Source organism: Streptomyces sp. NBC_00210 (genome assembly GCF_045160975.1).
Taxonomy (GTDB): domain Bacteria; phylum Actinomycetota; class Actinomycetes; order Streptomycetales; family Streptomycetaceae; genus Streptomyces.
Genome location: NZ_CP108120.1, coordinates 4,067,566 through 4,081,424 on the forward strand (window position 1 = coordinate 4,067,566; position 13,859 = coordinate 4,081,424).

Consider the following 13,859-nt stretch of genomic DNA (forward strand, 5'->3'; position numbering starts at 1 on the left):
ATGCTTCCTGTCACCCACAAGGGTTCAAACTACGGCGCGGGCGCCGGGGGGCATCTCAGCGTGGAGCGAGCCGGCGGGGAGGACGCGGCCGACCCGCGTACGGGTGACGACAAGACGGCCCTCCTGCGGATACGCGTGCCATGTGCGCCAGCGCACCTGTCCGTCCAGACGCTGAGCCAGCATCGCCGTGAAAGCGTGCGGAGAGCCGGGAAACGTTCCGGCGAGACCCATCGGATGGTCGGCGACCAGCGCGAGCAACTCCTGCGCCCGGCCCGCGAACGAACGGTTCGAGAGCGTCTCGACGCGCGCCGCGAACTCGTACTCCCAGTCGCCGAGCCGCTTGGCAACGCCGAGCGGCAGCGGCGTGCTGGAGCCGGACATGCAGGCGACGGTCTCTGAGCAGTTGCCCTGCTTCTCCTCGAGGAGCACCTGGTGGGAGGCGCCCAGCAGTCTCAACTGCAGCTTCGCTCCGGACAGTTCGAGGTCTAGGACGGCCAGGGCGGGGAGCGGCTCCCGGCCCAGCGCCCAGGCGAGATCGTCGGCACGGGTGTCGGTATACGCAGTATGGAGGGTCGTGAGCATGGGTCGGCTCCGCAAAACACGCTTCGGCGGGAGGACACGTGGACCGGGGGCGTCCCTGAGGGGAGTTGAAAAAATCCGGGGGAACGCCTGCTCGGGTCCACATCAGGTCCGAGGGCTGGATGGTTCCTACAGGTTCCAACAGCGAGGGAATCATGAACTGCGCGACGCCCACAGCCTTTTTACCCAACTTGGAGTCGTTTCATCCCGTCGGGGGCCTCAGGGTTCAACTGTTCAACTAAAAAGTACCGGGAAGGACATCAACAAGGAGGCACCCGGCGGGAGTTCACCCGCCAGGTGCCTTCAGTGGTCGCGGACCAGCTGCCCCGTGTCAGCTGCCTCCGCCACCGCATCCTCCCCCGCCGCCGCAGGACGAGCCGCCGCCGCACGAAGAACCGCCACCGCAGGAATGCCCGCCCGAGTCACCGCCACCCGCCCACCAGCCGCCCCCGCTGCTGCCGGCCGCCGTGCCCCGGCGGCTCCCCTTGACACGCTTGCCAGGGCCGGAGCCGGACGCCATCTTGACGACCACGAACACGACGAACAGCACGATCACGATCCCGACGAAAACTGCCATTGCACTCACCGTCCTTTCGTTCCCCCGAAGCGAGCCCCCCGCGTCTTTGCGTGACCGCTTCTTGCGTGAGAGGGGGATGCCCCCGGCCCCGCGGACCCAAAGCAGACTTGAGCAACTTCAGAGGGTTCTCTCGGGGCAACGGCCCCTGACCTGCGCAGAAGGGCTGGCCAGGGGCCGTCCGAGTCTCACTGGGCCGTCTGTGGGCCGTGATCTTCCTGGAACAGGCGCTGAAACACCGAATCAATGGCGAGACGGGCACGCTCGCGGCTGTCTGGCATCAGGTGGGCGTAAACCCGCAGCGTCAGTCCCGGATCAGCATGCCCCATGTACTCGCTGACGGCCTTGATGTTCTCGCCCGCGTCCAACAACGCGGAAGCGTAGAAATGCCGTAGGGCGTGCATCCCGTGCTCGCGCGCCGACGCGTACTTGCCGTCCTCATCCGCATCGGGGATGAGACCCACGACGGCGAGAGCGGGCTTCCACTCCTTTCCGTTGAAGTTGCTCCGCCGCACGACGCCGCCTTGTTCAGCCGTAAAGATCAGCCGGGCGGACACTTTCGGCCCCTCCGGCACGTCCCACGGCAACGTGATCTCTACGGGCTTGCAGGCGTCCAGGTGCGCCCGGAGCGCTTCCGCCACGGAGCTGGGCAACGGCACGTCCCGCTTCTTGCCACCCTTGGGGAGCGCGAACACCGGGCGCCCTTCCACGTGCTTGATCTGCCGGACCACATGGAGCGTGCGCCCGTCGGAGTCGATGGCGTCCTCTGCCAGCCCGAACACCTCGCCCTGGCGCAGCCCGCATCCGGCTCCGACATCGACCATCGCTCGGTACCGCTCCAGGAGCGCCGCTCGAACGGCGAACACCTGGGCGGGCACCCACGGGACGACGGGATGCGCGTCAGGCTTGGGTCGCCGTACGGTACGCGCGCCGCACGGGTTGCGCGACAGCAACGAGTCATCGACAGCGGCGGACAGGACAGACTGAACGTCCGCGAAGATGTTCCGGGCGTAGGAAGCGCTCACGCCAGGCTTTGCTTCCAGCGCGGCGAGAAGTTCCCTGATGTGCTCGGGCCGGAAAGTCCCGATCGGTCGGGAACCAAGCACCGGGTAAACGTGGAGCCGCAGGCGCCGGCCGAGTTCCTTCCGGGTCATCGGACTAGTACTCCAGCAGGATTTCGCTGTCTGACCTGCGGGTTTCGCTGGGCGGCTGGAGTGTAGCGGGCTGTGGAGTGGTCAGGGGCGGTCTCACGGAGGCCGCCCCTCGAACGTGCGACAACGCCGCAGGTAATGACAGCGGTTGGGAAAGCTCCCCACGTGATCTTCGAGAGTGCTGCCGAGCAGTGGGACCTTGAACTGGACGACCTCTTCGTGACCATCGGTCATCACTTCGGCCGTGTGGAGCTTCGCCGCCGCATGCGTGACTACGTACGCGGACTGCTCGCCCCGGTGGCCCGAAAGAACAGCTGGCAGCTGGCCGAACAGGCAGGCCATGCCACCCCCGACGGTCTGCAGCACCTGCTCGCCGGCGCAAAGTGGGAGCCCGACGACATCCGCGACGACCTGCAGCAATACGTCGCCGACAAGCTCGGTGAGGACGGCGGGGTCCTCATCATCGACGACACCGGCTTCATCAAGAAGGGCACCACCTCCGCCGGGGTTCAGCGCCAATACTCCGGAACCGCCGGCCGCACCGAGAACTGCCAGATCGGTGTCTTCGCCGCCTACGCCTCCGGCCGCGGGCGCGCCTTGGTGGACCGGGAGTTGTATCTGCCCAAGTCCTGGGCCGAGGACCGTGAACGCTGCCGCGCGGCCAAAGTCCCCGACGACCAGGCGTTTGCCACCAAGGGCGAACTGGCCCGGCGCATGGTGCTGCGGGCCCTCGCCTCACCGCTGCCCATCGCCTGGGTCACTGCGGATTCCGCCTACGGCCAGGAGAGTCGCTTCCGTCGGCTGCTGGAGCAGTCGGGCGTCGGCTATGTGCTGGCCGTGCCCAAGTCCCAGTTCACTGTGGGCTGTCCCCGCATCGAGGGCCTGTTCGCACAGGCCCCGGCCGAGGCGTGGGAGAAGATCTCATGCGGAGACGGCGCGAAGGGACCGCGGGTCTACCACTGGGCGGCGGTGCGGCTGCCGGCCGTCGCCGAGTTCGACTACCAGGGCGAGGTCCCCCATCGGATGCGGTGGGCGCTGGCCCGTCGCAGCATCCGCAAGCCCGACGAAGTCGCCTACTACCTCGCCTACGCCCCTTTGGAGACCACCGCCCGGGAACTGGTGCGGATCGCCGGGTCGCGCTGGGCGATCGAGGAGTGTTTCCAGGCCGCGAAGAACGAGTGCGGCTTGGACCAGTACGAAGTCCGCCGTTACGTGGGCTGGTACCGGCACATCACCCTCGCCATGCTCGCGCACGCCTTCCTGGCAGCCACGGCACACCAGGCCAGGGAAAGGGGGCGGAACCGGTGAGGCAGCCGGGGCCATCGCGCTCACAGTGGCGGAGGTTCGGCGACTCCTGGCAGCTTGTCGTCCCCGGCCCCCGCACCTGCGCGGACGCCGAGGCCGACGCCACGCGATGAGCTGGTCGAACTGGCGCCGACGACGCCAGGCAGTCGCCCGTCGCTGTCATTACCTGCGGCGTTGTCGCACGTTCGAGGGGCGGCCTCCGTGAGACCGCCCCTGACCACTCCACAGCCCGCTACACTCCAGCCGCCCAGCGAAACCCGCAGGTCAGACAGCGAAATCCTGCTGGAGTACTAGGCGCTGTTTCTCGGATCATGTGCGGAGCCAGATCAGGAGTGCTGCGAGTGTGACGGTGCCGAGGTAGATGTAGGCGCGTTTCTCGTAGCGGGTGGCGACGGCTCGGAAGCCCTTCAACCGGTTGATGGCGCGTTCGACGGTGTTGCGCTTCTTGTAGCGCTCGCTGTCGAAACCGGTGGGCCGGCCGCCTCGGGAACCGCGGTTGCGGCGGTGTTCTTGCTGGTCGAGACGTTCGGGGATGGTGTGCCGGATTCCACGTCGTCGCAGGTAACGACGGTTAATTCGGGACGTGTAGGCCTTGTCCGCCAGGACATGGTCGGGGCGAGTGCGGGGCCGCCCGACTCCGGTGCGAGGCACGGATACCTGCTCCAGCACGCGCTCGAGCTGAGGGCCGTCGCCGTAGTGTCCGGGTGTCAGGACGAGGGCGAGGGGTCGGCATCGTCCCTCCGCGGCGAGGTGGATTTTGGTCGTGAAGCCTCCGCGGGAGCGTCCCAGGCATTCGCCGATCTGACCACCTCCGCCAATCGGGCGGCCAGCTTCCGAAGCACCGGATCGGCCTGGTTCGTCCCCCGGACGGCCCCCTTTGAACAACCGCGGCCGGCCGAGCCTTCCTTGCGCCGGCGGCGTGCTGGTGGGCCCGCACCGCTGTTGAGTCCACCGAGACGTCCCAGTCGATCCGGCCCGCGGCGTCCTCGGCGGCCTGGACCTTCGACAGCAGCATCTCCCACGTTCCATCCGCGGACCAGCGGCGATGCCGCTTATAGACCGTCTCCCACGGCCCGAACCGTTCCGGAAGATCCCGCCACTGAACACCCGTCCGCACCCGGTAGAGGACCCCGTTGATCACCCGACGGTGATCGCTCCACCGGCCCCCACGAGTACCACCACGAGGTAAGCACGAAGCCAGCCGATCCCATTCCGCATTTGTCAGATCCCCACGGCCCATACCCCGAGCCTGACCCCAACCCCCCGCTCACGTCCCGAGATCCGAGAAACAGTGCCTAGGTGTCTTGCTGTCCAACCACTTCTCGGCATACTGCCGGAACGTGATCCGTACGGACTTGGGGTCGGTGTACTGACCGCGCGTCATGTCCGTCTCGATGCCACTGAGCCACTTCTCGGCACGGCGCTTCTGTCCGTCGGCGAAGCTCTTGGACTTCTCGGCTCCGTCGGGGCCGACGTAGCGGGCGCGATAGCGCATGCCGGTGCTGTGGCGCTCAGTCTTGATGCGGACGGTCTTGCCGTCGGCGTCGGTCTCGGTCTTGAACCAGCGGTCTTGGATGTGGCCAGCCATGAGGGCTGACTCCCTTCTCGGTAGCAGGGCGCGGCGGGGTCCGATGGGCGCCGTCCGGCCGGTTTCGGGGTGTGCTGGGCCAGGCCCGCTACTCGCTACGGGCCTGATCACTGGAGGTTTGGGGTGCTAGCGGGGTTGCTACCGGTAGCTGGTGGGGCTGCTACCGGTAGCACCCTCGGACTGGTCAGGGAGGCTGAGACAGGGGGTCTCGGGTGGCCTCTGGAGGGGGTTTTCGGGGGTGGTGGGGGTATGACTCCCTGCCTCCCTGAGAGGCCATCTGCGCTGATCAGGTGGAGGGAGACGGGCCAGGGAGGCAGTCAGGGAGTTCTCCCTGCCTCCCCGGCCCGGCGGGTGCTGCCTCCCCGCCGAGCCCGGTGGCTCAGGCCGCGTCTTCGAGGGCGCCCTGTTGGGTCACCCAGGTTCGGACGGCCGCCGGGTCGAAGCGCAGGTACCGGCCGACGCGGAAGCCGGGCGGGCCGATGCGCTTGCGGCGCCACTGGTAGACGGTCTCGACACTCGGGAGCTTGAACATGACGACCAGGTCTTCGGGGGTCAGGTAGCAGTCCGGGAGTCCGCCGCGCAGGATCGCGCGCGGGTCGGTGTGCTCGGGGGTGGCCATGGCGGTGGTGACTCCTCGTGTCCGGGGTGCGGTGCGTGGGAGTGGTGCCGGTAGCCGTCCTAGAGAGTTGGTGCATTTCAGCGTCCGCAGCTTCCTAGCGTCAGCACGGCCACGTTGTTGCAGGCCAGTTGGGGTGAGGGGTGCGGACGCTAGTGCGGACGCTGCGGGCGCTGGACGGCTGTAGCGTCCGCAGCTTCGACGTGTCCGGGCCGCTGGTGTGCGGCCCGGCCCGGTGGGCATTCCGGCTACGTCAGGGCTGGTCAGGTGGGGTTCTGCCCTCCCCGAGGGGGGCCACCTCCGGCCAGAGCGAGGCTTGTGGAGGTGCGGACGCTGGCTCTTCCTCGGGTGCTGCGCGGGCCAGCGTCAGGAGTCGGTGTCGGTGTCGGTCTTGGCTACGCTGCGTGTCGTCCACGGTGATCCCGATGGACCGCAGCAGCGGGGCGAGCCGCTTGACGCGTCCGCTGGCGCGGGTGGCGTCCTTGGGCCAGCCCTGCGGCCGGACCAGGCCCGGCACAGGCAGCACTTCGAGCAACTGCGCGGCGGTGCCCTGCCAGCTGCCCACCTGGTCGACCAGGGCGCCAATGGCCCGGGCGAACGGGTCGCCCTCCATGGCATCCGTGGCAACGTTCGCCGAGGTGGCAAGGTAGTCGTCAAGGGTGTGCCAGCCCTGCGTCTGGTCGATGGCCGCGAGCACCCGGGCGAAGTCCGCCATGCGCGGCATGGAGTCCAGCCGCACCGACGGCAGCACCGCGAGCACGCAGGCCAACACGTCGAACAGGGCCCCGAGCACGGCCGGGCGGACGGCCGCAAAGGTGGCGTCCAGCTCCTCTTCCGAGCGGCGCCGGTCGGAGCCGATGAGCTGCAGGTCGAGCATGAGCACGCGTTCGGCGAGGTCGCCCGCGAGAGCTCCCGCGTCGATGGTGGTCAGGGCCAGCACCCGCCGGAAGGTGAGGACGACGACGTCGTCATCGGTGTACAGGGCGCGGTCGACGACCCCGTCACCGGTCACCGCCTTGCACAGGGTGTCCGACAGCCACGGCTGAATGGTGCTGACGTTGTCCAGGCACAACGCCCATGAGGCGAACGCCTGCGTGTTCCATGCCTTGGCATCGCGCGGCTGGCTGCGCTTGGCGGCCGGGGACGGGTCGATGAGGTTGATGAACATCTGCGCGGCCTTGGACTTGCCCGTGCCCTGCTCGCCCTTGCAGACGAGAGCGGGGTGCGGGATGTCGGGGATCCAGGCCGCGACCAGCCACGCGACGAGTTGGTGAAACGTCGGCTCGTCCATGTTGAGCAGGGCGTGCAGCTTGGCCAGCCCGTCACCGTCCAGCACGGGCTTCGGCATCGGGGCCATGGCTCCGGAGCGGCGGAAGAGCACCGGGGCACGGTCGACGACTTCCCAGCCGAGATCGGTGACCACGACCGCGCGGCCGTCGGCAGTGCCGAGGTCGACCACGATTGCGCCGGCGGGGTCGCGCCCCACCCGCAGTTCCACGGACTCCGGGTCGGTGTCCTCCGCGATGCCTTCCAGCACGGTCATGGCGTCGGCGAGGGCGGACTGTGAGGCCACCTCGCCTTCGTAGGTGTCCGCGTACCGCCGGGCGAGCCGCTGCCGCAGTCCGGCCCGGCCGCGCAATGGGAGGGCGAGGTTCGGGCCGTCCAGGGCGACCGCGTACGGGCGGCCGTCGGTGGACATGACGAACCGGTACTCCTCCCGCGCGAGGGCGACCAGCCGGGAGGCGGCCGACGGCTTCTTTCCGCCGTCGTCGCCGTGGTCGGGTCGGCGGCCGGTCGATCGGGTCGGGTCGACTGCCGCCCGACTCTTGCCGGGGTGGGCGTGGCCGTTGACGGGTCGGTCGGATCGGGTGGTCGTCACGCGAACACCGCCTCTCGGGTCGGGCCTGTGCACGTCCGCACGGGTCGGGGTGCGCGTAGGCAGTCGGGCCGCACGATCGACAGCGCACGGGCGTGGGAGTTCGATTCGTGCAGGGTGCGGGTAGACCCTTCGCTGGTCGGGTCGGCCGGTCGCGTGACGCCGGGTGTGACGGGGGTCGTCACGCTGGTCAGAGCCGTCTGGTGGGCGGCGGCGAGTCGGGCCAACAGGGGCCAGTCGATCGGGCGGACGACCGGCGCTGTCGGGTCGGCCCACGCCAGCAAGACCAGGGCGAGCGAAAGCGGGAGTCGGTTGGCCTTGGCCTGGTTGCAGTCGGCGCAGGCCAGTATCAGCGAGGTGACCGACCACGAGCGCCACAGCGACTGCGGCGCGATGTGGTCGAGGGTGGCCTCACTTAAGTCGGCGAACGGGCGGCGGCAGTAGGCGCAGTGCTGCCCGTGGCGGCGCGCGAGCTGTTCCTTGCGCACGCGCCGCCGTGCGGAGTTGAGCGGGTGTCCGTGCCTCATGCCGCCCGTCCCAGGGCGCCCATGGTGTTGGGGATGGACCACATGATCGGCTGGCCGGTCAGCCGGGCCCGCAGCTCGGTCACGGCCGCGCGGTGGATCTTCCCGACCTGGATCACGGACACGTTCATGACGCGCGCGATCTGCTCTCGCGACAGGTCGTCGAAGATGGTGAGGGCGATCACCTGCCGCTGTCGCTCTGGCATGGTGGCCACCACGCGGTTCAGGTCGACCGTGAGCCGAACGGACTCCTCCGGCGCGAGCGGTCGTCCCGCGCGGCCATCTCGGCAGTGAGATCGTCGTAGCCCTCCGGCGTCGTCTCGCGCCAGCTGCGGGAGCTCTGCCAGTACAGCCCCAACGTCCACCGTGCCTGCTGGGCGACGAACCCGTACAGCTTGTCCTCCGGCTTGGACGGGTCGATCTTGTGCAGCGTCTTGCCGAGTTCGATGAACGTGTCCTGCGCCAGGTCGCGGGCCAGCTCACGGTCATGGACGCGGTTCCACACGAAGCGGACGGTCCAGTCGAAGTAGCGGGCGTACATGCGCCCCCAGCGCTCCGAGTCGATCGGCGGGATACTCCGGTCCGGCAGCCCCAACTCCGTGGCGGACTTGCCGAACACGGCCATCAGCACGTTCACGTACCGGGCCTGCGGCACGCTCTCGCCCTGCTCCCACTTGTGGATGTGCACCACCAGCGGCCGGTCAGCACACGGCATTTTGGCGTCCTGCGCCTTGGCCTCCACCCGCATCCGGTGGATCACCTCCGCCACGTCCCACCCGCGCTCCATACGCGCCACGTACAGCGCCGTGTGCTGCTGAGTGGACTGTTCCGTGATGGTTCCAGGCATGATTGATGTGCCCCTTAGAGGGTCAGGGAGCGGCTATCTGCTTGGCGGTAGGGAGCCGCTCCTTGCTGTTTCCCGGCGTTCACCAGGACTTTTCACGTTCAGCGCACGCCAGACAGGCGGTCTCCGATCGACCGATCCGACCGGCGGGCGCATCCCTAAGGTTCCCTAGGGCACCCTAGGGTGTCAAGGGGTACAGTAGGGATGTCGTCCACAGAGACAAGGGAGCTAACGAGATGTCGGATCAGGCCGACAATCGAGCGCCGTATGCGCAGATTGCCGCCCACTACGCGGAGCTGATCACGTCCGGCGAACTACAGCCGGGCTCGCTTCTGCCGAGCATCAAGACCCTCGCGCAGGAGTGGAAAGTCAGCACCGCGACCGCTGAAAAGGCATTGCGGAAGCTTCGAACTGACGGGCTCGTCAGGGGGATTCACGGGATCGGGACAGAGGTGCTGGACCGTCCTTCTCCGATGCCTTCCGGATCTCAGCGGCAGGACCGAGGTCGCCGCAGCGGGTCAAGTTGGGGATCCGGCGAGCGGTCCGACTCCCACCAGGCCGCCGTGGTGTCGGCACCCACTGACGTGGCGCGGGTGCTGGACATCGCACCTGGTTCGGACGTGATCAGGCGACGTCGCGTGTACCGCGACCGGCACGGGATCGTCGCGCACTCCACATCTTGGATCCCCGCCCGGTACGGGAAGTTGATCCCAGAGTTGGCGAAGAGCGAGCGCTTGACCGGCGGAACGTCGCTACAGCTCATCGCTCAGGCCACCGGCCTCCCGATCACTCATCGGATCGACACCGCGTCAGCTCGCCTACTGACGTCAGAGGATGCGCAGCTCTTGGAGCTGAACCCCGCGAAGCCGCCGACGGAGCCGGTAGTCGTGATGACGGCAAAGTTCGTCGACAGCGAGAGCAACGTGGTGGAGTACGGCGTTGACCTCGGGGGGCCTGGCCGTACATGGCGCACAGAATCGGATGTCAGCTAGTGACGGCCGCCCACAACGCCTCCCGACCGTTCTGCGTTCTGATGGCAGGACTCCCCGGCTCAGGCAAGACGACACTTTCCCGTGCGCTCACAGCCCGCGGCTTCGTAAGGCTCTGCCCAGACGAAGAGATGTTCCGCCGACATGGCGTGTACGGAGTCGACTTCCCCCGAGGCGTCTTTCCGACCCTCGAACGCCCGGTACTCGAAGAGATCTCCGAGGTACTCCGCGAGCAACTCCGGTCTGGGCATGACGTGGTGGTCGACCATGGCTTCTGGACACCGGACGACCGTGCTCATTGGCGTTCGATCGCGACCGGCGCCCACGCGAGCACGGTGCTCGTCTACCTGGAAGCGAGTCACGAAGAACTCTGGGCCCGCGTGAGCGAGCGCAATGCGCAGCATGCGGCCGATCCGAACTCGATTTACTTCGCCGAGAGCGACCTGATCCGCTACCGGACCCGGTTCGTACCTCCGGGGCCAGACGAGCCACACCTTGTGTACAACGGCGACCCCGAGTCAGTGCTGAAGGTGCTGGACGAGACGCCTCCCCCGAGTAGGTAACCCTTCGTGTTCGGCGCGGTGGCGTGGCTAGCAATGGCTCACCCTCCCCCGAGACCCCGGAATCGCACTGATTCCGGGGTCTCGGCATTTGGCCTGCTAGGTGCTAGATAGCTGATCAGGGCCCATATTGGTTGCTAGCGATGATGCTAGGTCTAGCGGAGGGAGTTGCTAGACCTAGCACCCGTTCCGCCGTCTGCCGCTGCTACGGAGGGTGATAGAAGGGGCGGCCCTCGGCCGCGCGACCCTCGGCAGCTCGCTGCGCTCGCGCGCGTCGGCCGCCGCACCGTGTTGGGCGCCGTCGCGCGGCTTCCGGCCGGTCCGGCGCACAAGCAAAAGGAGCACCACGCGACGCACGGCGTGCTCCTCTTGCTTGTGCGCCAGCCGCCGGGCGAGCGGCTGCAACCCCCGGGGTGTTGCAGCTCCCCCGCCACGTCGTCGGCAGGCGTTGAAGAGACCACCCTCGTCCGCGCGGGGGTGGTCTCTTCTGCTGTCCCAACTCGGGGCTAGCGTCCGCACCCCCCCATCTAAGAGCCGCCCTGACCTGCGGAAACCGGCTCTTAGTAGCGGAGGGTGTCCGGACGCTGCGGACGCTGGCGGACGCTAAACATTTTGTTTAGCGTCCGCAGGAACAGTGCAGGTCAGACCGGGTGAGCGATGCCAAGCGGACGCTGCGGACGCTATCTTCCCTCAACTCTCTAGGACGGCTAGGGACGGCTCTTCAGAAGGGGGAGGATCGCGGTACGGACGGCCGCCTGCCCCGCCTGAAAAGCCGTGGCGAGCCACACAGAGCGGGAGGGGCCCAGCGGCGGATGGCGTCCCGCTGAGTGGTGTAGCCGGTCGTGGCCCGGGAACGCGCGGGTGACGGTGGCCTCTGTCGCCCAGGCGATCCGCTACTGGATGACCTCGTAGATCTCCTTGTAGCCGGATACCGCGTTGCTGTTAAACGTATCGATCAGTGACTGGGCGTTCTCATCCACGAAGAACGCTCGCTCCATGGTGAAGTACTGGTCGAGGCTGTCGAATTCCCATTGGGCGACGACCGTATCCATGGGACCGGCGTAATCGACGTAGATTCGCCGGTTCGCGTACCCGGCCTCTTCAAACAGCTTGGTGAGGGTCTTGAACGCCGCCACGATCTCCGGCGCCTTCCCGCGTTCAGCTTGGTAGACCTGGCGCATCATGTACATGATGTGACCCTGCTTTCCTGCTCGAGCAGTAATTGACTGACCAAGCGCTATTTTTTCATGCTAAGTCATCAAAATGTCGCCGCCATGCCGAGCGAGGTCCGGCTATCAGTAGCGTGATCTGGATGTCTCCTGCCTTGGTCATAGTCTGGCCGTACGCCCTCCCTGCACCTCGACCGAGCGGGTCGAGACCCCGTGCACGTATGCCTCCATGACCACGGCGAATAGAGCCCGGTCGATCCGTCGGCGCCGCTCCAGCAGAGAGGGGAAGAACGACCCGGTCCGCACCTTGGGGATCTTCAAATCGAGGTCGCCGGCCTGGGTGGTCAGCAGCCTCTCCCGGTGCCCGTTGCGCCAGGTGGTGCGCTGGTCGGAGTGCTCGCCCGGGGCGGCGCCGGGCCTCAGTGGCCTCGGCCTCGATGAGCTCCTGCAGAATGCGCTCGCACAGCACCCTGATCGTCTCAACTCCGTCGGCCGTACGCAGTGACTGAAGCAGCCGCATCAGGTCAGATTGGGACAAGGTCATCATGCGCTCCTCCGGTCGAGCTGGCCGTTCACCAGGGAGACTTGCGCGATGGCCTGCCCTTGTTCAGGGAGCACTCGCCGACAGCGGATGCACGCCCCGAGCGGACACCCGCGCGTTCCAGACGCTCAACCGGCTACACCACTTCACGGGACGCCATCCAGCGGCGCCTGCACCCGCCTGCCGCCTGCCCCTTGGAAGGCCGTCTTCGGGTGCCTTCCAGGGCGGGGCAGGCCCGGTAGTCTCCCGCCCCTGGACTGCCGTCCTGACGGCCGCGGCGAGGGCGCCGCAGTCGCGCACGGCGTGAGCCCGGTACGGCGGCCACGGCGAGCGCAGCGAGCGCCAAGGGACGCGCCGCCGGAGGCCGCTCCTTCTTGCTCTTCCCCACGATGGACCGACGGCCGGGCATGGTCCGGCCCGACCCGATAGCGATCCGGCGGAGCCCCTCTCGGAGGCGCCCAACGGCCCGATTCCGGGGTCTGCCCAGATGAGCCGCTATCAGCTAACGTGCTGGTCAACCGGCGTTCCGGTCGCTATCAGGGCTGCTATCGATAGCACCCCTTGCCGCTATCGCTAGCGGCAGATCGGGGCCCAGCGCCGGGCCGTCTGTGGGCCGTCCGAGGGTGGCCAACGACGACAGATGACGACAGTCGACGACAGCCCTTCCCCTGCTCAGAGATGGTGCTCCGGACACCGGCGCAGGTGCTCATCCACGAAGGTAAGTTGAGCAACTCCAGAGCTTCGGCACAGGATGGCGACCATGACTGCACGCGAACCGGGACCACGACCGCTGCTCAACCGCCGGCTGGCCGAATTCGGCACGACGATCTTCGCGGAGATGTCGGCGCTGGCCGCAGCGACCGGGTCGATCAACCTCGGCCAGGGCTTCCCCGACACCGACGGCCCCGAAGAGGTCAGGGAGGCGGCGGTACGGGCGCTGCGCGACGGCCGCGGCAATCAGTACCCGCCCGGCCCCGGCGTGCCCGAGCTGCGCACCGCCATCGCCGACCACCAGAGGCAGCGCTACTCCCTGTCGTACGACCCCGACACCGAGGTGCTGGTCACGGCGGGCGCGACCGAGGCGATCGCGGCCACGCTGCTGGCGCTGGTGGAGCCGGGCGACGAGGTCATCGCGCTGGAGCCGTACTACGACTCGTACGCCGCCTGCATCGCGATGGCGGGCGGCAGCCGCGTCCCGGTGACCCTGCGGCCGCGCGAGGGTGCGTACCACCTGGATCTCGACGAGCTGCGCGACGCGGTCACCGACCGGACGCGGCTGATCCTGCTGAACACGCCGCACAACCCGACCGGCACGGTGCTCACCCGCGACGAGCTGGCAGCGATCGCCGAGCTCGCCGTCGAGCGCGATCTGCTGGTCGTCACCGACGAGGTCTACGAGCATCTGGCCTTCGACGGCGAGCATGTGCCGATCGCGACCTTCCCCGGGATGCGGGAGCGCACGGTCAGCATCTCGTCGGCGGGCAAGACCTTCTCGTTCACCGGCTGGAAGGTCGGCTGGGTCACGCCCTGTTCGTACACTCCC

The 13,859-nt window shown here is 67.9% G+C and carries 12 protein-coding genes and 4 pseudogenes; 4 read left to right on the forward strand and 12 right to left on the reverse strand.

Translation table 11 applies throughout. The features are described from left to right. Positions 1 to 24: 24 nt before the first annotated feature. From OG729_RS18425 to OG729_RS18435, 3 genes are all read right to left on the reverse strand, one after another. Positions 25 to 582, reverse strand: coding sequence for a DUF2617 family protein (locus OG729_RS18425; protein WP_360884440.1), 558 nt, complete (start codon positions 580 to 582; stop codon positions 25 to 27). A 328-nt stretch (positions 583 to 910) separates the two neighbouring features. Then, positions 911 to 1,156 (reverse strand): hypothetical protein, encoded by a 246-nt coding sequence (locus tag OG729_RS18430; protein ID WP_405807128.1) that lies wholly within the window; start codon positions 1,154 to 1,156, stop codon positions 911 to 913. 185 nt (positions 1,157 to 1,341) lie between these two features. Beyond that, the gene (locus tag OG729_RS18435) at positions 1,342 to 2,307 is read right to left on the reverse strand and encodes a tyrosine-type recombinase/integrase (protein WP_405807129.1); all 966 of its coding nucleotides are present in this window, start codon (positions 2,305 to 2,307) and stop codon (positions 1,342 to 1,344) included. 165 nt (positions 2,308 to 2,472) lie between these two features. On the opposite strand from OG729_RS18435, the gene OG729_RS18440 reads away from it, so the two are divergent. Beyond that, positions 2,473 to 3,612 carry an IS701 family transposase gene (locus OG729_RS18440; RefSeq protein ID WP_405811180.1) on the forward strand — a complete coding sequence of 380 codons (1,140 nt, stop codon included), beginning with the start codon at positions 2,473 to 2,475 and terminating at the stop codon, positions 3,610 to 3,612. A gap of 306 nt (positions 3,613 to 3,918) precedes the next feature. On the opposite strand, the pseudogene OG729_RS18445 reads toward OG729_RS18440, so the two are convergent. The 7 genes and pseudogenes from OG729_RS18445 to OG729_RS18475 form a co-directional block, all read right to left on the reverse strand. Next, positions 3,919 to 4,849 (reverse strand): annotated as a pseudogene (locus OG729_RS18445) (IS5 family transposase). A gap of 60 nt (positions 4,850 to 4,909) precedes the next feature. Next, positions 4,910 to 5,197: pseudogene (locus OG729_RS18450) on the reverse strand (site-specific integrase); the annotation flags it as partial. A gap of 379 nt (positions 5,198 to 5,576) precedes the next feature. Beyond that, positions 5,577 to 5,816 carry a helix-turn-helix domain-containing protein gene (locus tag OG729_RS18455; protein ID WP_405807131.1) on the reverse strand — a complete coding sequence of 80 codons (240 nt, stop codon included), beginning with the start codon at positions 5,814 to 5,816 and terminating at the stop codon, positions 5,577 to 5,579. 250 nt (positions 5,817 to 6,066) lie between these two features. Next, a complete protein-coding gene (locus tag OG729_RS18460) occupies positions 6,067 to 7,692 on the reverse strand; it encodes an ATP-binding protein (RefSeq protein WP_405807133.1) in 1,626 nt (541 codons plus the stop codon). Next, positions 7,689 to 8,216, reverse strand: a complete 528-nt coding sequence (locus tag OG729_RS18465) for an HNH endonuclease (RefSeq protein ID WP_405807134.1) — start codon at positions 8,214 to 8,216, stop codon at positions 7,689 to 7,691. Before OG729_RS18465 ends, OG729_RS18460 begins: the two co-directional genes overlap by 4 nt. Then, positions 8,213 to 8,419, reverse strand: coding sequence for a sigma factor-like helix-turn-helix DNA-binding protein (locus OG729_RS18470; protein WP_405807136.1), 207 nt, complete (start codon positions 8,417 to 8,419; stop codon positions 8,213 to 8,215). Before OG729_RS18470 ends, OG729_RS18465 begins: the two co-directional genes overlap by 4 nt. A 17-nt stretch (positions 8,420 to 8,436) precedes the next feature. Next, positions 8,437 to 9,060: a sigma factor gene (locus tag OG729_RS18475; RefSeq protein WP_405807137.1), complete on the reverse strand. Its 624-nt coding sequence runs from the start codon at positions 9,058 to 9,060 to the stop codon at positions 8,437 to 8,439. Between the two features lie 233 nt (positions 9,061 to 9,293). On the opposite strand from OG729_RS18475, the gene OG729_RS18480 reads away from it, so the two are divergent. Together OG729_RS18480 and OG729_RS18485 are read left to right on the forward strand one after the other, a co-directional pair. Further along, positions 9,294 to 10,049 carry a GntR family transcriptional regulator gene (locus OG729_RS18480; protein ID WP_405807139.1) on the forward strand — a complete coding sequence of 252 codons (756 nt, stop codon included), beginning with the start codon at positions 9,294 to 9,296 and terminating at the stop codon, positions 10,047 to 10,049. Beyond that, a complete protein-coding gene (locus OG729_RS18485) occupies positions 10,049 to 10,609 on the forward strand; it encodes an AAA family ATPase (RefSeq protein WP_405807141.1) in 561 nt (186 codons plus the stop codon). The genes OG729_RS18480 and OG729_RS18485 overlap by 1 nt, the downstream gene beginning before the upstream one ends. An 890-nt stretch (positions 10,610 to 11,499) precedes the next feature. Here the strand turns inward: OG729_RS18485 and OG729_RS18490 are convergent. Both OG729_RS18490 and OG729_RS18495 read right to left on the reverse strand, forming a co-directional pair. Then, positions 11,500 to 11,796, reverse strand: coding sequence for a hypothetical protein (locus OG729_RS18490; protein WP_405807142.1), 297 nt, complete (start codon positions 11,794 to 11,796; stop codon positions 11,500 to 11,502). Positions 11,797 to 11,964: 168 nt separating this feature from the next. After that, positions 11,965 to 12,319, reverse strand: a pseudogene (locus tag OG729_RS18495) (transposase); the annotation flags it as partial. Positions 12,320 to 13,076: 757 nt separating this feature from the next. On the opposite strand from OG729_RS18495, the pseudogene OG729_RS18500 reads away from it, so the two are divergent. After that, positions 13,077 to 13,841, forward strand: a pseudogene (locus tag OG729_RS18500) (aminotransferase class I/II-fold pyridoxal phosphate-dependent enzyme); the annotation flags it as partial. Between the last annotated feature and the right edge of the window lie 18 nt (positions 13,842 to 13,859).